At 41.7% G+C, this 21,409-nt stretch carries 17 protein-coding genes and 1 tRNA gene; 6 read left to right on the forward strand and 12 right to left on the reverse strand.

Features of this window, described 5'->3' with window-relative positions; all coding sequences use genetic code 11:
* Positions 1-145: 145 nt before the first annotated feature.
* Positions 146-219, forward strand: a tRNA-Arg gene (locus NSE_RS02560).
* Between the two features lie 287 nt (positions 220-506).
* On the opposite strand, the gene NSE_RS02565 is transcribed toward NSE_RS02560, so the two are convergent.
* From NSE_RS02565 to NSE_RS02585, 6 genes are all read right to left on the reverse strand, one after another.
* Complete coding sequence (locus NSE_RS02565; RefSeq protein ID WP_011452014.1) at positions 507-1,442, reverse strand: beta-ketoacyl-ACP synthase III; 936 nt, start codon at positions 1,440-1,442, stop codon at positions 507-509.
* Between the two features lie 420 nt (positions 1,443-1,862).
* On the reverse strand, positions 1,863-2,894 hold the full coding sequence (plsX, locus tag NSE_RS02570; RefSeq protein WP_011452016.1) for a phosphate acyltransferase PlsX: 1,032 nt from the start codon (positions 2,892-2,894) through the stop codon (positions 1,863-1,865).
* Between the two features lie 45 nt (positions 2,895-2,939).
* Positions 2,940-3,131 carry a 50S ribosomal protein L32 gene (gene rpmF, locus NSE_RS04045; RefSeq protein ID WP_011452017.1) on the reverse strand — a complete coding sequence of 64 codons (192 nt, stop codon included), beginning with the start codon at positions 3,129-3,131 and terminating at the stop codon, positions 2,940-2,942.
* Between the two features lie 245 nt (positions 3,132-3,376).
* The gene (locus tag NSE_RS02575; RefSeq protein ID WP_227028933.1) at positions 3,377-6,025 is read right to left on the reverse strand and encodes a hypothetical protein; all 2,649 of its coding nucleotides are present in this window, start codon (positions 6,023-6,025) and stop codon (positions 3,377-3,379) included.
* A 245-nt stretch (positions 6,026-6,270) separates the two neighbouring features.
* Positions 6,271-6,789 (reverse strand): NADH-quinone oxidoreductase subunit NuoE, encoded by a 519-nt coding sequence (gene nuoE, locus NSE_RS02580; protein ID WP_041917509.1) that lies wholly within the window; start codon positions 6,787-6,789, stop codon positions 6,271-6,273.
* Positions 6,790-6,800: 11 nt separating this feature from the next.
* Entirely contained in the window at positions 6,801-8,177 is a 1,377-nt protein-coding gene (locus tag NSE_RS02585; protein ID WP_011452021.1) for an ABC1 kinase family protein, read from the reverse strand.
* A gap of 301 nt (positions 8,178-8,478) precedes the next feature.
* Between NSE_RS02585 and NSE_RS02590 the strand changes: the two genes are divergently transcribed.
* The 3 genes from NSE_RS02590 to NSE_RS02600 all read left to right on the forward strand — a co-directional run bounded on the left by NSE_RS02590 (position 8,479) and on the right by NSE_RS02600 (position 10,418).
* Positions 8,479-9,021 (forward strand): hypothetical protein, encoded by a 543-nt coding sequence (locus NSE_RS02590; RefSeq protein ID WP_227028934.1) that lies wholly within the window; start codon positions 8,479-8,481, stop codon positions 9,019-9,021.
* A 322-nt stretch (positions 9,022-9,343) separates the two neighbouring features.
* A complete protein-coding gene (locus tag NSE_RS02595) occupies positions 9,344-9,640 on the forward strand; it encodes an HU family DNA-binding protein (protein WP_041917510.1) in 297 nt (98 codons plus the stop codon).
* 40 nt (positions 9,641-9,680) lie between these two features.
* Positions 9,681-10,418 (forward strand): YebC/PmpR family DNA-binding transcriptional regulator, encoded by a 738-nt coding sequence (locus NSE_RS02600; protein WP_011452025.1) that lies wholly within the window; start codon positions 9,681-9,683, stop codon positions 10,416-10,418.
* Positions 10,419-10,572: 154 nt separating this feature from the next.
* Here NSE_RS02600 and groL read toward each other — a convergent pair whose 3' ends face one another.
* The 4 genes from groL to NSE_RS02620 all read right to left on the reverse strand — a co-directional run bounded on the left by groL (position 10,573) and on the right by NSE_RS02620 (position 15,369).
* Positions 10,573-12,219: a chaperonin GroEL gene (gene groL, locus NSE_RS02605; RefSeq protein ID WP_011452026.1), complete on the reverse strand. Its 1,647-nt coding sequence runs from the start codon at positions 12,217-12,219 to the stop codon at positions 10,573-10,575.
* Positions 12,219-12,515 (reverse strand): co-chaperone GroES, encoded by a 297-nt coding sequence (locus NSE_RS02610; protein ID WP_011452027.1) that lies wholly within the window; start codon positions 12,513-12,515, stop codon positions 12,219-12,221. The genes groL and NSE_RS02610 overlap by 1 nt, the downstream gene beginning before the upstream one ends.
* A gap of 146 nt (positions 12,516-12,661) precedes the next feature.
* Positions 12,662-13,573 carry a hypothetical protein gene (locus tag NSE_RS02615; RefSeq protein ID WP_227028935.1) on the reverse strand — a complete coding sequence of 304 codons (912 nt, stop codon included), beginning with the start codon at positions 13,571-13,573 and terminating at the stop codon, positions 12,662-12,664.
* Positions 13,574-13,605: 32 nt separating this feature from the next.
* The gene (locus tag NSE_RS02620) at positions 13,606-15,369 is read right to left on the reverse strand and encodes a SurA N-terminal domain-containing protein (RefSeq protein WP_227028936.1); all 1,764 of its coding nucleotides are present in this window, start codon (positions 15,367-15,369) and stop codon (positions 13,606-13,608) included.
* 5 nt (positions 15,370-15,374) lie between these two features.
* On the opposite strand from NSE_RS02620, the gene NSE_RS02625 reads away from it, so the two are divergent.
* A complete protein-coding gene (locus tag NSE_RS02625) occupies positions 15,375-16,553 on the forward strand; it encodes a CCA tRNA nucleotidyltransferase (protein WP_011452030.1) in 1,179 nt (392 codons plus the stop codon).
* Between the two features lie 224 nt (positions 16,554-16,777).
* On the opposite strand, the gene NSE_RS02630 is transcribed toward NSE_RS02625, so the two are convergent.
* Both NSE_RS02630 and NSE_RS02635 read right to left on the reverse strand, forming a co-directional pair.
* Positions 16,778-17,671 carry a hypothetical protein gene (locus NSE_RS02630; RefSeq protein WP_041917511.1) on the reverse strand — a complete coding sequence of 298 codons (894 nt, stop codon included), beginning with the start codon at positions 17,669-17,671 and terminating at the stop codon, positions 16,778-16,780.
* 296 nt (positions 17,672-17,967) lie between these two features.
* A complete protein-coding gene (locus tag NSE_RS02635; RefSeq protein ID WP_011452033.1) occupies positions 17,968-18,600 on the reverse strand; it encodes a 3,4-dihydroxy-2-butanone-4-phosphate synthase in 633 nt (210 codons plus the stop codon).
* A gap of 257 nt (positions 18,601-18,857) precedes the next feature.
* Here NSE_RS02635 and NSE_RS04135 point away from each other — a divergent pair, with 257 nt between their 5' ends.
* Entirely contained in the window at positions 18,858-21,287 is a 2,430-nt protein-coding gene (locus NSE_RS04135) for a DNA translocase FtsK (protein ID WP_011452034.1), read from the forward strand.
* The last annotated feature ends 122 nt before the right edge of the window (positions 21,288-21,409 follow it).

Consider the following 21,409-nt stretch of genomic DNA (forward strand, 5'->3'; position numbering starts at 1 on the left):
GCTTAAAAATAAAGATAACCCATGCGTTCCACTCAAAGAAGTCAACAAACACTCTAACTAAATCCGTTATAGAGGAAAAACAATCACTGTAATGCCTCTCTTCTTGGTTTTACAAAACATAAGTTTCCTTTATACTTTAGGCTTGGGTCCCGTAGCTCAGTAGGATAGAGCAACAGATTCCTAATCTGTGTGTCGTGTGTTCGAATCGCACCGGGATCACTAGTTTAGTGTTTTCCGGATAGGGTTCTGCCTTATCCATATGTTAAGGAGCTACCTCTTTGACTTTCCCGAGTGTGTGCTTGCACGCGTACTAACGAAAATGATTCTGTAACCTGCTTGCCTCGATCAATCTTTTTATTTTGCTTAGACTCTCACTACTAATCTTGCTTAATTTTCACTGTAATTACGCGGTTACCCTCTCGATATACAATCCTCTAGTAATAAATAAGAGATCTTACCCATAATACAGTAGTAAGAAAGCCATCCTAACATGAACAGCTATTCTTTTAGTACTCAAAAATTGTTACACCATAGGTAAATCCAGCACCCATAGCTGCGAAAAGTATCTTAGCACCCTTTCTTATCGATCCATGAGAATCCATATAAGCTAGTGTAATTGGTATGGATGCAGCAGAGGTATTTGCATAACGATCCACAGTGACAATGATTTTAGAGCGATCTATCCCTATCTTCTCACCTATCAGTTCTATAATTCTTATATTTGCCTGGTGCATTATAAAATAGTCCAGTTCTTCAACACTAATACCAGTTGTTTTGAGCGCCTCACCTATGGCAAGAGTCAACCTTTTGATAGCTGCCTCAAATACACTTCGACCATCCATTTTAAGCGTTCCACCAACCTCTGCTAAGAGTGCCTCTCCAAGGGAAGAGTCACAAGCCATGTGTTCATATAAGACCCCACCAGAATCACCAGCCGAAACCAATACGGCACCTGCACCATCACCAAAGAGAACACAAGTATTTCGATCATTCCAATCAATAATTGTGGACATCGCTTCTGCTCCAACTAAAAGTACTGTAGAAACTTTACCGGACACGATCATTGCATCAACAATTGAGAGAGCATATAGAAATCCAGTACATGCAGCATTGACATCAAAGGACAGAATGTGTCTCCCTATGCCTAATCTTGCCTGCAACATATTTGCAACTGCAGGTAACCTTTTATTAGCAGTACAGGTCGCAACGATTATCGCATCAACCTCTTTTTGGGAAAAATGCATTGCCCTCTCAAGACAGTTCAAAGACGCTCTAAAAGCAAGCTCACATACGTCCTCTTCCTCGGCTATATACCTGGTTTTAATCCCAGTACGCCTGAGAATCCATTCATCAGATGTATCAACCAACTCCTCAAGGTCAAAATTAGTAAGCACTTTTTTTGGTAGATAGCAACCAAAACTCAAGAAATTAGTTTTCTTCATTATAATCCTGTGTAAAACTCTATGAATACATGTAGAATACTACTTCTCTTCCAGAGGTGGATAAAATTTACAACAAGGTACAAGAAAGTGCACGTCTAACTCAGTAAAAACAACATACCGTAAAGTATAAGAAGAGCGTACAGGTACAGCAAATCCCTTTTTCACAACCCTTGGTCAATAGAATGAGACTCGCATTCTCCCCTACCACCCCTTTCTGGAGAATACAACTACTTACCGTCAGGTCTGACAAATATTGTAGAAACTTTGCTTACATGAATCACCCAATAGCTCATAGAATACACACCACCAACAGAATATCAAATTGAAACACAGACCCCTACCTAACACACATTCCATGCCCTTTTATGACAAGATCCTGATGTAAGCTATTAGAGTAAAACCGACAAAAAATGGTGCTTTTTAATCAATCGTGCAAATACTGTCAATAATCTTGGAATTAAGATTATTTGCTACGAGTTTCACAGCAGCTCCTATTGCGTTTGCGAAGGCAACACTATCAGAACCTCCATGAGCCTTTACCGCAACTCCATTCACTCCTATTAACATCGCCCCATTCCTGAGATCAGGATTAAACCTAGATATTGATTTCTTCAAGCTTTTTGCTAGGACTAACCCAGCTAATCTAGAGAGCAATGAAGTCCTAGTCGCACCAACAATATCATCCCTGAGCAAACGAAAAATACTCTCGGCCGTCTTGAGCATTACATTCCCAGTAAAGCCATCACTGACAACAACATCCACTTCGCCCCCAAGTACATCAGAAGGCTCCGCATAACCTATAAAAGTGAAGTCCTCATCAGTCCTTTCATTAAGTAAATGAAAAGCTTCTTTCACCGCATCAGTACCCTTGTTTTCTTCAACACCAACATTTAAAAGTGCCACTCTGGGATTTTTTACTCCCAACGCTGCCTTTGCGAAAGCAGAACCCATAAAGGCAAATTGATACAAAACATCCGAGCTGCAGTCCAGATTCGCACCAAGATCTAAAACCACCACCTCACCCTTTTTCGTTGGAAGAGTTGTAACAATAGCCGGTCTGTATATGTTCTCCAGCATCCCTAACAGTATCTTCGATATCCCCATAAACGCCCCTGTGTTTCCAGCAGACACAACACACTGAGAAGCCTTTTCTCTCACATCCTGAACAGCTTTATACATGCTCGAGCCCTTCTTTCTCACTGCAGAAGAGAGCTTGTCATCAGACATCACAACATCGCCAGCATGGATGATTTCGCAACTCTCCAGTAAATGAACGTTAGCCTTAGATGATAAACAGCGCTCGATAGATGAAGAGTTGCCAAAAAGCCTGAAGAAAACCGAAGATGGATTCTGCCGAAGATACACAGAGGCACCAAGAAGAATTTCATCAGGTGCCCTATCCCCGCCCATAGTATCAAGGGCAACTACAACCTTACGCCCTACCTGATCCATCACATAAACCGGTACCGCCACAGCAAGAGCCCCCAATTGAGAGAATCAACTAGAACCTGCTTTTCCCTTTGGAGAAAGAACCCGTCTACCATTGTAAAAACCATCCAACGACACATGGTGCGACCGTTGAAACTCCCCCGTAGTTTTATTCACAATAACATTCTCAGGCCGAAGGCCATCATGGGAACGTCTTTTACCGCGCCTGGACGGGCTGGTCTTCCTTTTGGGAACAGGCATAACAGAGCTAATAAGTTTTCACGCTGAGGGAATTATATTACGCGGTGCACTTCAAAACAAGAGTCTCCTCTTTAAGTAGAGAACACTGTACGAGAGCAAAAATTTAACAATATCTTTACCGTTAGTAAGAGCAAAAAAAATCCTACCAGAAATTGCAATTCTATTAAACAAATGGTTCAACAACTTGAAAGTGCAAAGATAAACTGAACATTGGACACGTTAGAACAACAACACTATGTTATTCCTCAAACAGCGAGAGAAGCTGGATCTTCCTCTGATACGGAAGAGACTGAGGCAGAATCCAAGAGTGGAGCACACTCTCCAGAAGCAGGACGATGACCGGCTTTTATACCTTTAAAAGACGCGCTTAATGAAGAAAAGGAATCAATTTTGCACTGAACAACATCAAAACATGCAAGCACAAGAGCGGATATTAGTGAGAAAAGAATTCCAGCAACAATACAAACTCTTTCTAAGGTTAGTGTTTCTGAAAGATTAGGTATGCCCAAGGGGTCTTCTCTAACTAACCTCAGCAAGGATACAAAAGCTGCTGCACAAAATATAAGCCCCGGTATTAAAGCACAAAAAACGCCGCGACAAAGCTCGGCTGACCTAGATCGCTTAGAATCTTTAGGAGCCCGCCTATAAGTTTGAGTGAAAGCGACCCCAAGAAGGACTATCCCAGCACAAAGCATAATCATTGATGCCACTCCACCAGCGCTGAAATCCTTAAAGCAAGGGATTTCAATAGACGCAAGAGCAACTAAAACCATCCCTAAAACTATAGAGAAGAAAAAGATAACCCTTGGCCCAAAGCACGAAACAACTTTTTTCATGACATGATCGGCTTTAGCGCTTGTATTAACAGCATTACGCACACCCTCAGCTGCTGTGTTAAAATGCTTTTCCTTAAGGACGTTTAGTGCGTACATAAAATCGAGCACTTCTGAGCACGCAGCAGACACCGCATCAGAAATCTCTGTACGTGTGGTGCTTGCAGAATTTTCTAGTACAGTGACCAGTGAATAAACAGCGCTCAAACTCTTGACAGGCTGATGCGGACTCGAATACACACCTCCAAACAGAGACGCAAAAGCAGCTCCAAGAACAGACTCTACAACCTGCCGACTTGAGCTACCATCGTCTAAAGGGCCACTCTCTCGCCCAGACACAGTGCAGGAAGCAACGACATTTGGATTACTTGCAGCAATCGCGAGCTGAATAGGCACGCAAGCAGCATATTCTTGCATTCTTCCAAGAAGTAAAGTAATTGAGGCAGTTGATCTTGAAGACTCTCCCCCTACATCCAATAGAGCAGCATATAGATTACTGGTAGATGAGATCAAATCCTCTACAAACCCGTTAAGACCAAGGGTCTCTCTTAGACTCCGCACAAAACCCTTAGATTGCTCAATTACTTTGCACACTTCACCGGTAGCACTAGCGACATCAGCTGGAATCCGTCTTATTGATGCGCGCAATTGTCGTACTCTTTCTATGCATCTTGTAACTTCTTCTCTGACACGCGCATCGCTTATCTTATCTGCAGCTGCTCTTGCAGCCGCAAGATCACCCCTGCCACATGCGCCAATTACAGCATGAATTTCACCAGCGTCAGCCGCATTAGTTGGATCCTCTGCTAGACCTCTTAAAGCATGTAAATCTTCAAGCGAAAGACCCACCCCACAAGAGGCAGAAATACCTGTAACGAGAGTGAATATACTGTTGGAGGTATTGCTGACATTTTCAGGAAGGCTAGTTATAGTCGAGCGTATCCGCCGTACCTTTTCTATGCATCTTACAGCTTCTTCTCTGACACGCGCATCGCTTATCTTATCTGCAGCTGCTCTTGCAGCCGCAAGATCACCAGTACCACATGCGCCAATTACAGCATGAATTTCACCAGCGTCAGCCGCATTAGTTGGATCCTCTGCTAGACCTCTTAAAGCATGTAAATCTTCAAGCGAAAGACCCACCCCACAAGAGGCAGAAATACCTGTAACAGCAGTAGATAAACTATCTAGGAAAGCACTAGCATCGCCAAATATCTCTCTTAATGTAGCACTACCACTCCTAAAGACAGGATATAGGGAAAGCGCACAAACATACCTACGACACTTATTAATAGCGTCTTCAGCGATTTGCTGTGACCTACTTGATCTTGCCTCATCTATCCCTCTTACCTCGTCCAACAAAGCACTGACATAAAAAAACAAAATACGTGCCAGAGCGATCTCTGATGGGGCAGAAGCGGCGGCAGTAGGACAAGACTTAATAGAACCGCTCTCGTCACTTGGGAGTGTTGCAAAAGGTGAAAGCATAGTTACTACGCTCTCAAGGGAACATACAACATTCTTTCGGATCTTCACGAGGTCTTGAGCAGCCCTGCCATCCCTGACAGGGTACAGCATCTCTTCAACTGCTCTGAAACATGAGACTAGTTCTGCGATAAAATGGACGTGTAATCCTCCCTCTTCTCCAATCGAAGTTAAAAGAGCCGACAAGAATCCTGGAGAAACAAAAGTATTAACTAGCTCATTACTAGACTGCAATGTACCTTTGATATTACTGAACATCGACTGCTTTTTACCTAAAATGACCTTTTTCTCATTCTTTTTTCTGTGTAGATTCCCTGAAGACTTCTCCTTTTTAGGAGATTGAATCAGATCAAAAGCTACAAAATCGCTACTATAACTACCAACAACGCTACTCCCACTAGAGCCAGAAAACTGACCAGAGTCACATACAGACCCATCAACTACGGGTGAAACTTCAGCATCACCCGGAATAGATAGTAGACTACGTACAGCAGCAGACCTTCCATCTTTCTTTTTACGAGAAAGACGAGAAACAACATTCCTGAGGAAAGTGTGACCCTTTTTTAAATTACCCATCACAGCTCCAAGGCCACCTCTAGCAAGAAGACCGCCCTCAAATAAAGGACACGCCTAAATTGCCAGATGGTTACTATATCAACTGTGATAATAATAGCATTATTCTAGAAAGATATCTATGCTCTATTATGTAAATAATATAACTATTTTAAAAACCAAAAGGAACCTCCTCCTAGAGGGACCCCCTCATGCTTTCATTGTAACATTAAGTAATTAAAATATCGCTAGGACTCAAAAATAGTCAGTTACTTAAGCCTGGATAAAAGCTCGAGAAAAGACCTTTCGTCCAAATTTTCAAAATAGTCGTCGTTAATCTGTACGACTGGCGCGCTAACACAGGCCCCAAGACACTCTACTTCATCTAAAGAAAATTTGTTGTCTTCGGTTTTATGGCCCACTTTGATCCCTAATTCTCGTTTCGCAGCTTCAATTAGACAATCGGAACCTCTCAACCAACATGGCGTGGTTCTGCAGACACGTATGGTATGCTTCCCCACCGGGGCAGTATTAAACATACTGTAGAAAGACGCCACTTCATACACTTTAATAACCGGTAGTCCAAGTAACTGTGCAACATGATCCATTGCAGCGATAGGAATCCAGTTTTCATGCTGTCTTTGGACAAGGTGTAGCAACGGAAGGACAGCACTCCTCTTACGGGAAGCGGGATATTTAGCAAGGATTCTAGCTACCTCTCGTGAATTCTCTTCACTAAAGCAGAATTTGTCCGGTTGAATTGATGCATGAGCAATACGTTTTTTCATGAAAAGCAAAACTAAAAAAACCTGCAAGCAAGTATGGCAAGGAAATTGATAATTGAGGCAAGACAGATCCAGAAAAACACCTCACATCGTGACGCAGTAACCGCACGATACTTACTCTCCTTATTGTCCTCGAAGGCCTCTTTTAAAACAACCGCTATCTTATGGATTTTCTCCCTCACTAGCACTGTTGGACACATCCTGTCTTTATACCACCTCCTTATCATTGGTTCTATTATTCGCCATACGTTTATCTCTGGATCAAGTTTCGCACAGTTTGCCTCGAGAAAAATTAAATTCTTTTGCATCAAAATAAGATTTGGGTTAATCTCGATACGGAAATCCCTAGAAAGCTTAAAGAAATCACCCAGAAGACGAGATAGTGAGACCTCCTTCAGCGGTTTGTCTACTATAGGCTCAGCGAGAGCACGACACGCAGAAGCAAAATCTGTTCGGGACCTTTCTACGTATCCAGCTGAATAATGTAATTCTGCCACGCGGTCGTAGTCTCTTTCTAAGAACCCCTTAATCAGTTCCAAAACGTAAACCTTTGTTTGCTCATCAATCCTTCCAATTATTCCAAAGTCTACTAATCCAACTTTGTGTCCAGAAATGAGAAATATATTTCCCAGATGCATATCCCCATGAAAAAAGCCATTTACATAGACTTGCACGAAAAATGTCTCAACAAGTCTTCGTGCAAACTGTGGATCACATAACTTGCAGTGTGTCAGTGGCACCCCTTCAAGCCAAGACATAGTGAGAATTTCATTAGTCGTTAGGCCCCAATAAACTTCAGGTATCACAACTGTTTTATTGGTAAGAAGCTTGTCCTTCATCTCTGACAATGCAGCTGCCTCCATTTTGAGGTCCAGCTCGTTTTTTGTGGAAGCAGAAAATTTCTTCAAAATCGTGATTAGGTTAAAGCGTTTCGGGAGAAAAAACGATAAAATGTACACGATCGAAAAGGCGATTTTGATATCTCGCTTAAAGATCTTTTTTACTCCTGGTTTCAGAATCTTTACAGCCACAACTTCACCTGATAGCGTAATTGCCTTATGCACTTGCGCAATCGATGCAGAAGCCGTTGGCCTCTCATCTATCCACTTGAAGAGCCTGTCTATTCCTTTTGAAAATTCCTTTTCAATAGATGCCTTTACCTCTACGTAAGAAACGGGCTTCACGTTATCACACAGCTTCCTTAATTCGGTAGATAAATCGGAGCAGATAAAATCACCCATACTGGAGAAAAACTGTCCAAATTTGATGAATGCTGGACCCATCTTCTCCACTTCAGAAACCAGAACAGAATAATTTTTCCTGTACAGGAGCTCAAAATACGCGTAAAAGACAAAATACGCTATTCTGAATACCCTAAAGAACAAATACATGCACAAACAATTTTTCTACTAAGTACAAGAGCGAAAGGAAATAGGTGCAATTCAAAGCAACTTAGGTACTAAACTCAGGCCGGTAACACAGTCCACCCCTCAGTACTACATACACAGGTACAATTTCCAACCCAAAAAGAGTGGAAAACAGATAAAAAATACATATACCAGGAAGTCTCTAAGATTGAAACATCGCCAACCTTGTGCATTTGAAACTTAGAGACTTTCGATGTAACATTCCTTCACCCCACATAGTTCCGCGGTAATGGAAAGAGCGCTATGCGTATTGTTGTTCCTCTTCGTGCCCTTTTTAACTTTAGCTGATGGTACGCTGACTAAGATATGGACTTTTGAGCGTTGGACTTTCTACACCCAGGTTGAAGATGGGAAAACTACATGTTTTATTGCTTCTAAACCATTCTTTGTTGCAGGATACCAAACTGATCATGGGGCTTCGTATCTCTGGGTGAGACACATCAGTGCAAACATCGATGAAGTTAGTATTACTTCCGGTCACGACTATGGAGACAGCTCATTGCCCCAACTCGCAACCTACAGAAGGAGAGATGAATTTTTTGAGCACAGACAGACGATGATAGATGGCGCAAGAACGGGTAATTGCAACAAAGGAAAACCATACGACGCGTATATCTTCGACCTGATTGAAGGCGAAAGGGCCTGGTTTAAGAATGTCGAAAACGATGAAAATGCCGTGCGCTCAATGAATGCAGGTCTTTACGCAGTCGTAGTAGCAAAGTCGAGCCAGCATGGCTGTTCAACTAACTTTTATTCACTAAGGGGCTTCGCAAAAGCGTATACGAAAATGAAAGAAAACTGTAACTAAAATTTCTCTTACACCCCATTGCTCATGTCGTAAGGACATGCAGGCAATGAGCTCTGATTCCAAATGAATAGATGCAGCAAAGTCTCAGAAATTCTTCACAGCATCATCCCACAAAGATATATTCTTGATGGATTAGAAGGCAGTTTTGGTCAATTTTCTTTTCAAGAGGAACTACTGCAAGAAGAGTAAAGTTTATTGATTGTGAAATTCTTAATGCACAACTCGAAATTTCCTGAAGTTGCGCCTCGATATTCGCATTTCCTCTTGATTTATTCGGGTTTATATCATAATCTGCAGTTTTGATTGTTTCAGAGAGCTTTTGATGACAAAAGAAGTAGTGAAAAATGTTGACTTGATCAATGTTGTTGCTGAAGGTGCTTCGATTTCTAAAGGCCATGCCAAGCGTGCTATAAACGCATTGTATGAGTACATATATGAATCGCTCAAACGCAGGAAGTCTATTAGAATTCCAAAGATTGGAACTCTCTCAGTGGTTAAGAAAAAAGCAACTACTTATTGTGACCCTAAGACCAAGCAGATGGTGAGGCAAGCTGAAACTGAAAGAGTGAAGTTCACTATAAGCAGTGTTGTGAAAGGTGATCTCAGGTCTGGAAGTTAGTTTTAGCTATCTTGCATCCAGATAGTGTCTCATCTGAGTTATGGCTGGTCATTCTCAGTATGCCAATATAAAGCATAGGAAAAACGCTCAAGATGCGAAGCGGGCAAGGAAGTTTACCAAGTTGAGAAGAGAGATTCTCGTTGCAGCGCGTTCTGGCCTTCCAGATCCTGAATTTAACCCGCGTTTGCGGTCCGCTCTTGCAAATGCACGGCGTTTTGGCCTTCCGAAGGATAAAATCGAGTCTGCGATTAAGAGTTCAACTGACAAAACGGAAGGTGATTATCAAGAAGTGTGCTATATGGCTGCTAGTTCTGGTGGCATGTGGCCTAGTGGTTTTGCAGTCGTTGTGACTGCACTGACGGATAATAAGAACAGGACTGCCTCGAATGTTAAGCATATTCTTTCTAAATCTGGTTTGGTTTTAGCCGACGTTTCTTTTATGTTTGAGAGTTTCGGGGTTTTTTCGTACCCGAAATCTACAGATTTCGACAAGCTAATGGAGGTCGCTCTTGAAGCTAGCGCATTGGACATTAAGACTGAAAAGAACCACTTTGATGTCTATTGTAGCAGGGAGAGTTTCGCTGCAACTTCCTTAGAACTGAGAAAGAAGCTCGGAGAGTATGAACATTCGGGACTGGTATGGAGGGCAAAGACACATCAAGAAGTACCGCCTGAGGTGCACGTCCGTTTAGAAAAATTGGTAGATGCTCTCGAGGAAGATGACGATGTCCAGCGCGTCTACACTTCCATACTCACAGAGCGGCAATCAGAGAAATAAATCAAGTAGGGCAACCCTGAATAATAAAATGGGGGCGCTGATACGTCACATGAATGAGACACCTGAACCAACCCCATCCAGAACGAAGACTACCTGGATCAAATAACACAAGGGATAAGCAGGAGGGGCCCAGAGTACCCCTCCCAACAAGCAATTAGAAACCGCCCATTCCACCCATGCCACCACCAGGCATCATTGAAGAAGAACCGTTATCTTTAGTCGGCAAATCAACTATTAGGGCTTCGGTAGTCACTAGAACACTAGCAACAGAAACAGCACTTTCCAGTGCGACACGCACTACCTTCGCTGGATCTATAATGCCTGCCTTGAAGGCATCTACATACTTAAGCTCGCGTGCATCGAAGATCCTGTTAGGATCCTTTGATTCCAGAAGATTGTATGTGATCACAGAAGCATCTTCACCGGCATTTTCAACAATCTGAGAAATAGGCGCCTTGAGTGCCGTCTTTACGATGTTAATACCAGCCTGCTCATCATCATCATCAGAAGAGAGCTTTTCCAAAACAGCGATTGCACTAAGCAATGTAGCACCACCACCAGGAACTATACCTTCCTCAACTGCGGCACGTGTAGCATGTAGAGCATCTTCTACACGATCTTTGCGTTCTTTAACCTCAACTTCTGTAGCACCACCAACCTTGAGGACAGCAACACCACCAGCAAGTTTAGCAAGTCTCTCCTGAAGTTTCTCCTTGTCGTAATCAGAAGTAGTCTTGTCTATTTGTGTCTTAATCTGCTTGACCCTCGCTTCAATTGCTGTTTTTTCGCCACCACCATCTACTATAGTCGTGGAATCCTTAGATATAATGATGCTCTTTGCAGTACCAAGATCTTCAACAGTAAGGCTCTCAACTGTCACGCCCAAATCGTCACTTACTAGTGTTTTAGCACCGGTAAGTATCCTAATGTCTTCGAGCATCTCAGATCTGCGATCACCGAAGCCTGGAGCTTTAACAGCGCAAGCTTTCAAGCTACCCCTCATTTTGCTAAGAACAAGAGAAGTAAGAGCTTCACCCTCAACATCCTCAGCGATTATGACGACTGCTCTGTTCGAACGAACAATCGTTTCCAAAAGAGGAACCATTGGTTGTATGCTAGAGAGTTTTTTATTCGCGAGAAGGACATAAGGATTGTCAAACTCAACAATCATTTTCTCCGGGTTTGTTATAAAATAAGGAGAAACGTATCCTCTGTCGAAGACCATACCTTGCACAACGGATACAGAAAACTCATCTAATCCTTTACCTTCTTCGACAGTAATAACACCCTCTTTACCAACTTTATTCATAGCTTCGGCAATCTTGCCACCAATCTCACTATTGCCGTTAGCAGAAATTGAACCAACTTGTGCTATCTCTTCTTCCGAATTTATCTTCTTGGCAACTGATTGAATATACTTCACGACCTCGTCGCGTGCACGTTTCATACCGGATTTAAGCTTCATCCGGGACCTTTGAGCAGCAATGTGTTTGTGAGCATTTTTGATCATGTTGCCCACCAAGATAGTAGCAGTAGTAGTCCCATCTCCAGCTTTTTCATTCGCCTGTGAGGTAGCCTGGTTTAATAGCTCGACTATCTTTGCAACCTTCTCATCTTCCGGTTTAAGCTGATTCATCACCTTATAACCATCCTTGGTTACTTCCGGGCCACCATAAGACTTACTCATTATGACTGGTCTACCCTCAGGCCCAAGTGTTACACCAGCACTTGATACAACCAAGTCAGCTGCATCACGGATAACTCTCTGCAACTGTTCACCACTTATTACTTCGTTCGCCATTATTTACCCTCCTTAATAGCAATAATATCAGTCTCCTTCATCACGACGTACTCAACACCGTCATGCTCCACTTCACTGCCTGCCCATTTTCTGTAAAGAACAATATCTCCCTCTTTGACACACACAGGCTGAAAAGTGCCGTTTGAGTTTTTCGCACCTGCTCCAACAGCTACAACAAGACCCATTGTTGGCTTCTTCTTTGCTGAATCAGGAATATATATCCCACCAGCACCATCCTTTTCTTCATGAGGCCTAATAAGGACCTGATCATGTAACATCTTTAATCCAACTTTCATAAGTATCTTCTCTCCTATCAATCTCGATTAACCATTCTAATGACCTACAGAATCAAATATCGTAATCGCTGTGATATTTTTCAAGACCTACATCACATGTACATATGAATCTGCCAAGTCCTATTTTCGATAAATGAGTTATTTCGCTACGAACAAACGGATTGTTTCATTTGAGCAAACAGACTTGATAATCCTGCCACAAGTAGAGTGAACCTTCTCTCGGGAAAAAGCTTATACTGTGCTTCTAATTTTGGCAGCGCAAGTAGCATTATCTTGGCCCTATCTTGATAAAAAACATTTTTCAGTGCCTGATCAATAATTTCCAGGTCATAGAATTGCTTTTTGCGCAAGTCTTTAATAATTTCATTTTTTGGGATGCCACGTACGGCGCTCGTAAGAACATCAAGAATCGCATCGCAGCACTTCATCAAACTGCGAATCATTAACATCCCTTCAGCCTCCGAGAACTGAGCTATACTATCGTAAAAGTCATGCACCTCCAGTGCAAAAATACTGCGACAAAACCTATTAACCGAAGGTGATGCAGGCTCACATAGAGTAAGCATATCATCCACAGTGATATCGCGCGCACCAAAGTAGTGCTTGAACTTTAACATTTCCGTATCTATTGCAAAGGCGTTCCTTTTGAGATGTTGAACAAAAACTTTGATCGCCTCTCCACCGAAATTCAAACAATACTTATTTGAATAATATATGACTAACTCTTCTAGTGTTGCGTCTGAAAATGCTATCCTTACTAGATCGTCCCTTTGTGGATGAACCTTAAAGCCATCTCGAGAATACAAACAGAGGTAATTTTCTATTTTTCCTATCTTTTCTAGAGAAAGTTTTGGATCATCATAAGTGAAAAATACTCTTCCAAAACAAGAGGGGGAGTGCAATTTCTCCAACAAAAGTGTATGCGAACAGTCCTTAAAATAAACGTGTTCTACCAATAACTGCCCGCTCCTCTTGAAGATTTCCTGTATTTCCTTGACATAGGCCAGATAGATCAACTCGAGCTGACCCTCAAAAAGGAAAATCCGCTTTGAAGCCAAATCGCTGAACAGGAAAGCGTTTATGCTACACATTACAAAAGGTCTTTTATAAGATCCGAATTTACCTTTACCTTAAACTGCTTCATCGCAGCTTGAGTTAGCTCACTTAGCATTGAAAACCCAATCTCTTCGCGCAGCTTAGCCTCAATTTCGGCAACTATTGACTTATCTAGCTCAGGATTTCTGTTACCCAGAACCTTGCCAGAAAAGAATTCCACATCCGACTCAAAAACTTTTGTTGTGCCCCCGGAATCAATCTGGAATACTTCTGCTATGAATTCATCAGGATAGTGGTAGTTCAGCCCTTTACGCTTCGCAATCCCTGGCCGGTACAGAGCCACCTTTTCTGTTTTTTCTCCCCTTTCCTGCTGCTTTTGTAGAAGCTCAAGCGCAACTTGCATTTGTCTTTTTTTAGACAATGCTTCCATCACTTTGCTTCTAACTTTACTGAAAGGTTGCTTAGCCACTGGTTCAACGGAAGTAACACGAAACAGTATAAACTCATTCTTGCCAGTGATAACTTCGCTTATAGCACCTTCGCTACTTGAAAAAACCTGCTCTAATAGCTCTTCACTTACTTTAACTTTCTTCCCATCCTTATCCAAGGAAAGTCGACTCATGGGAGTAAGGTAATCTATTTCTCCACCGTATTTTCCTACTATTACTTTCCAATCTTCACCTAAATGAACCTTATCTCTTATTTCATCGACTATCTGATTTAGTTTGTTCAAACGCATGAACTTCCGGAGCTCATTTAAATTTTTCTCTTTCTCCTCTGGAGAAACAGAAACTATTTTCACAACTGTGTAAATGTAAAACTTGCCCATATACTTTGCGAGGAGCCATTTATTTCCATCCCATTGGATATTTTTCGGAAGAAAAGCTGGCAAATCTGTCTTAACTGAACCCTCTATCCGAGTTAGATCATTTGCGTAGAACTCTGGGTTTGCAGAAATAGATCTCTTCATGCGCTCCGCTTCGTCACGTGAGTCAAACTCCACGTAATTGATGTAATACCTTTTTCCTAATTGCAGACTCTCAAAGCTTTTCTGTACATCTTCATCTGCTACCTCGACCAACTCGGGCTTTACATTATCCTCCGAAATAAGAATACACGCAGCAGCTCTGTACTCATCACTGAAAAACTTATCCTTATTTTCTTCATAGAAAGATACGAGCTCACTCTCGGTTGGTACAGGAGGAGTAGGCAACGCATTTTTATCTACTTTCGCAATACTGACCTCTTTTAGTCCGTACTCAAAATTGTAGAAAAGTTCAGCCAACTTCCCATACTCACCTTGAATATTAAAAAACGGACCAAAAACAAAGTCTTTACCGATTTCACGCTTCACTTTTCTTATGTATTCTCTTTCCGTAAGATCGTTACGATCGAGGAAATCATCAAGCTTAGCTCGATCAAATTTTCCATTTTCATTAAAAACAGGATTTTTCTTTATCTTGTCAATTGCGATCGAGGTATCAATATGGAGACCCATCTGCTTAAAGAGCTGTTCTATCACCTTGTCTTGGATTAAAGTCGTGAGAACAATCCTGCCAACTCCGATATCTTTAAGCTGGGTATCTGTGAGCCTAAAGTCAAACATACTTTGAAAATAGCGCTCGTGCTTCTTGTACTCAGAAACAAAATCGTCAACCAGGATTTTCTCCCTTCCAACCGAAGCGACCACGTCAGACCTGCTACCCGTAATGGACGCGTTTATTGCAGTAACCAAGAGTGCTAGAATCAGGAGTACAAGGATTAACCATTTTGGAGAGAAAAGCTTCTTTAGTCGCATAGTCAATGAAGGTCGAAACAAGCTGGACTGAGGACTTAAGAACCCTCGTTCAAATAATACGTAATAATGGCGGAGAAGCAAGATTCGTTGGCGGCTGCGTGCGGGACCAGCTCTTAGGAAGAAAAATTAGCGATATTGATCTGGCTACAACCCTCAAACCAGAAGAAGCGATAAGGGCACTCAAAACAAACGGCTTAGTAACTATTCCCACTGGGCTTAAGCACGGTACCTTCACTGTTCTAGTCAATTCAAGACCAATTGAGATAACAACACTAAGGCAGGATCTACACTGCGATGGGCGTCACGCAACTGTTTCATTCACAGATAGCTGGAAAGAAGATGCTCAAAGACGGGATTTCACATTCAATGCAATGTATATAGACATCGAGGGTAATATTCATGATTATTTTTCCGGATTGGAAGATTTACAGAACAGACGATTAAAATTTGTCGGAGAACCTCATCAGCGAATCGAAGAAGATTATCTACGCATATTGAGAGCATTTCGCTTCCAGGCATCTATTTGCAAGACACCGCTCTCGGAAGAAATCCTTCATGCTTGCACAAAGTACAGAAAAAAAATCTCTTCACTTTCGGGTGAGAGGATCCAAGGAGAAATGTTTAAACTGCTTTCTTATGTGAACTTCCTTAGCACAGTTTTCACAATGCAGGAAGCAAAAATAATAGACGAAGTTCTAGGTGCGAAAGTGTCCTTCTCAGGATTAGATTATGAAAAAAGTCGGCTTATACAAGATCATATCGCGGCTTTGACGCTACTCATAAGGAATACAGAGAATAGCTATAACCTACAATGGCTGTATTCACGATGGAGAATCTCGAAAAAGGTACAAAAGGCTATTTCAATTCTTTCAGAAGAAAAAGAAATGCACTGTCCAAAAAAGACCCTGGCAAAGCTCGGCAATGAGCTCACAAGAAAACTGATTAACATCCTGTATGCAGAAAATAAACTGTCTGACATACAACGCAAAGATTTTATGTTGGTCACAAATAATTCTGAAAGACCAATTTTTCCGGTAATGGGTAGGGATCTTATACCGCTGGGTTACACCGGACCCGAGATAGGAAAGAAATTGAAGCAATTAGAATATCTATGGAGAGAAAGTAGTTGTGTCCTCAGTAAAAACGAGCTCCTTTTGATGGCAATTAGGAAACAAGTAAATTAATCCCATTTTTCAGATAACACAGAACTGCAAAACCCAGACTTAAAAAGTGAAACCTAGGAAATTTCTCCACACTAAAGCACCAACCAAAGTAGAAGATCAGTACTACTTATTCGATTAGAAGTACTGCTCGACACGGGGAGAAAAATCTAAGAAACACCTTCTTATGCGTTTACATTCATATACAATGAACGGGATTTAGCCTTTTATAGAACCCAATCACAAACTTACCTACCCCGGTCACTTTCCTTAGATTTCCTATCAACAAAAGGTGTGAACCCAGCACAGATATTGCTTCCAACAGCGATACTGGAAGCTTTCTCAGTCAAAATACCAAGACTATTATTCACCTTAGCTAAGGTAAGCAATCCTTGAGACTTATTTGGAACTCTTGTTGCAAGTCGTCCGAAATCTTCTCTCCTAATCAGATTAATAATAGATTCAAACTGACTAGCAACAAACGACTGAATTTTACTCACCGAAAGACTTGCATTACCAGAAATGCCTTGAGCATTTAACCTCAATAAAACGGCTGCACTAACAACACCTGCCTTCACGAGATCTTTGAGTGAAACTTGCCCTTCCCTTCCGTATGTCTTTGCGCTTCGGGCATTCGACTCTATGCTTTCACCAGCCCTACGTCTTGGGTCCATCCTCGCCGCAATCATGCAAATGAGCAGTCTCTTTAAAATTTCCTTTGCATCTTGCTTCTGCTTTCTTTTAGATAGCTTCGCAAGCAAATCGGTTCCAAGTTCTTCTTCGATTTCGTCTTCTCTTTCCTGTTCTTCCTTCTTTTCCTCTTCTTGTTCTTTTTCTCTAATTCTAAGCTGGTCCCTCTCTCTTGTATCTGAAGGATTTAGATTCTCGATAATATACTGGACATCCTCTTCAAATAACTCTTTGCCGATCGGCAGAACCCTTTTCTTGCCCACAAGCATAACTATCTCCTCGATAATGCGTAGTGGAAGACCAGATATCTTAGCAATCTTCTTTTGCTGTTCGTAAAAGTATCTGTAGGCTCTTTGATAGTACCGAGAATCCGCACCATCGAAGCTTGCTAATGCTTCTCTGATAGAACGCTTTATCTCATTGACAATTTCTTCAGCTACTTTCTTTTCCACAAAAACAAGAAACTAACATACAATGGCATAGTAAAATAAGTAAAAAAATTGCAACGCACATGCAACAGCAGAGAATCTGCTGCGCAGAAGGAAACTGAAGTAGAGCACTATAACAGTGCTACATCAACTGCAACTCCCCAGAACGTAAAACACATATATCACTAGGGTCGAACCAGCTTTTCAAAAAAGGCTGCACTACTAGAAAAGCAAGCGATCACAGACAAACAAAGAAACCCCATAACAAGAGAAAGACGCCACCTAAGAAGTTTCATAAAGAATCCATATCGTCTGACTCGTTAAAAGAGAATGCTAGTACCTTTCTCTTTCAGATAAGTAATTAAAAGATCTATGCTAGTAAGGCAAAGATCATATTTCCTAGCGAAGTCCGTTAAATAGGGTAATCTAGCTGCATCACCAGCCTCATCAAGTATCTCGCACAGCATGGACTCTGATTTAAAACCAGCTAAACGAGCAAAAGTTGCAGCACCCTCAGTGTGCCCAGAGCGCACCATCAACCCTCCTTCCTCTATCATTAACGGAAAAACATGTCCAGGTGAAACAAAGCTATCCTTATCGACATTATCATTCGCCAACAGGCGCATAGTGCGCACACGGTCACGAACAGATATTCCCGTACTCACACCTTCCTTTGCCTCTATGGTAGTGACAAATCTAGCAACATTGGAAGACTCACACGAATCAGACCGCTTGATAAGATCTAAGCCGAGCTTTTCACACAAACTTTTAGTTACACAGACACATGGAAGACCACGACAATGTGTGACTACAAAATTCATGATCTCACTTGTCAGTATTTGAACTGGTACCACTATATCACCCTCATTCTCTCTATCACTGGAGTCAACAAGAACAAAAGGCTTATTCCTTTCTTTAAGCTGGTGTATTACCTCTTCTACAGTGGAAAACATTTATATAGCAAGTTAGGCAATGTATAGAGTAAAGCATGTTCCTATAAAAATCCAATGTCTAGGCCTGACACAACACAAAAATAACGATCAAAAGTAGCGCACCTCTATCCCGGCAGTATCATCGTAATTCACACAATAACCCACGTCCATAGTTGCGCTAAGGGCTTTTACCGATGCCTCTTTCGGTATTTCACTCTCTTAAAGTGCTCTTCAATCAATGCTACACTGCCCAGTATCAAAGAAAGAGCTCGGTGAGGATGGCACAAAAAATCAAAAACTTTCTTTACATACTTTCATCAATCACGTGTAGACTTGTATTGCTTTTCCTAATGGTTTGCAGCTTAAAAAGTGGTGAGGAGATACCTTCCTTTACTACTGCAGCAGAGTTACATAGCAGCAAATTTATATTTTTCGGTCGGTCAGCAGCAACTTATCTAATGACTCTAATTGGACTTGGATTCTACCCACTCTGTACGCTACTTGTGTGCAGTTTCATTCTTTCCAGAGAAAAAGTCATTCTTTTAAGCGTGTTAATTCTTATATTGATCACGTTGTTATCAAAGGTCCCACCGTCTGATGAATGGCTATTCGGCTCATACGGAGGAATCATGGGTTCATTACTCGCGAGTTATTTGGACCACCCACACGCGTCACACTTTTTGATAGCGCTGACAATCATTCTAAGCTTATGGATTTTCAATTTCCTCACGATAAGGAAGATAAAAAAAGCTATAAGAAAAGCATTTTGCACTGTGAAAGTGCTTGCCTCGTTACCGCTGTTACTCCTGAAGAAGAAATTAAAATCCAAGTCGCACGATGATAAGGGCAACGCGGTTACACAAAAAGGCCACATACATAATGAGACACCGGAAGAAGACCTTCCTATAAAGTGCACATACAATTTCATCAAAGAGAAGGAACCACATGTAAATGAAGAAGATAAAGGCCAAACCTTCTCTGAAATAAATAAAAAAGCTTCCCATGAAGTTTTAACACCTACAATTAAACCCAAGAAAAAGCCATCACTCAAGGAGAGGATGGAGTCATCAGGTACAAAATCATTTTCACAGAAGGACTCTATTCCGGCTCATGAAGAACGTATCGAAACCGAAAAAACAAGCAAGTCTTCCTCTCTCAAAGAAAGCTCCATCATGAGAAAGTTTACGTCTCATGAAATCAGGAAGAAATTCAAATCCGGTACTTTTGCTATCGAGACAAACACAATACCCCCGCTGGAGCTACTTAAGGAACGTAGCCCTGAGCCCAAACAACTAGAAGATACACAAAAAGAAGGTGAGAATCTAAGAAAAGTACTAGAAGACTTTAAAATAGAGTGCAAAATGGTCGAGATCACAGTTGGACCTGTAGTGACGCTGTACGAACTACAGCCGGCAGCTGGCATAAAATCATCCTCAATCATTGCACTTTCAGCAGATGTTGCAAGAACAATGAGTGCCATCTCAGCAAGAATCTCGATCATACCAGGACGAAGCGTAATTGGGGTAGAGCTTCCAAATAAGCACAGGGAAGTTGTGCTTTTGCGAGAAATTTTAGAATCGGGCGAGTATCAAGCAGCTGATAAGGTTCTCCCAATAGCACTTGGCAAAAGTATTAGCGGTGAACCAGTAGTCGTCGACCTCGCAAAGATGCCGCATCTTTTAGTTGCAGGCACAACAGGATCCGGGAAATCCGTGGCAATAAACACAATGATCCTCTCATTGATATACAAACTTGAACCCGACAAATGCAAGCTCATAATGATAGACCCAAAAATGCTTGAGCTGTCCATTTACAATGATATTCCTCATTTGCTTTCGCCTGTTGTAACAGACCCTAAAAAGGCTGTGGTCGCACTAAAGTGGGTAGTCAAGGAAATGGAAGAACGCTACCGACTCATGACAAAACTCTCTGTGAGGAATATTGAGAGCTACAACAAAAAAGCTGAGGAGTTTATAAAGCGAGGCAAGCTTTTTGAATATGAAGAAACAATTGGAATAGATCCCACAACAAAAGAGAAACTCACTCGTACACAAAGCATTGAACTCGAGAAGTTACCCTTTATCGTAGTTGTAGTTGATGAGATGGCAGATTTAATGCTCGTTGCAGGGAAGGAAATTGAAACATCAATACAAAGACTAGCGCAAATGGCTAGAGCTTCGGGAATCCATATAATAATGGCAACACAGCGTCCGTCGGTGGACATCATCACTGGTGTTATTAAGGCAAACTTCCCAACTAGAATCAGTTTCGCAGTTACCTCAAAAATTGATAGTAGGACTATCCTTGGTGAACAGGGAGCAGAGCAACTTCTTGGACGTGGTGACATGTTATATATGGCTGCTGGCCAAGCACCTGTGAGAATACACGGACCATATGTGAGCGATCCCGAAGTAGAGAAAATTGCAGAATATTTAAAAAAATCTGGGAGTCCGCAGTACAACGAAAATATCGTGCTTGAAGAGGAATCAGATGAAGATACAGCAGTCAGTGTTGCTGGTGGTGATGATTTCAATTCTCTCTACGCGCAGGCAATAGAAATAGTAAGGAAAGATAATAAGGTCTCAATCAGTTACATCCAAAGACGACTCTCACTTGGATATAACAAGGCTGCAAAACTCGTTGAAAAGATGGAAGAGGAAGGTGTTGTGAGCCCGCCAAATAATGCAGGAAAAAGAACTCTCCTTTAGCAAACTTTTGCACTAACAATAAGAATAAGCTTCACAGGAGCAAGAGTCACTCGCTGTTTAGAGAGAATTAAGGCACTCGGTCAATCTTGCTTTCACCGCTAAAACTCATTAACAATTTAATT

Source organism: Neorickettsia sennetsu str. Miyayama (assembly GCF_000013165.1).
Taxonomy (GTDB): Bacteria; Pseudomonadota; Alphaproteobacteria; order Rickettsiales; family Anaplasmataceae; genus Neorickettsia; species Neorickettsia sennetsu.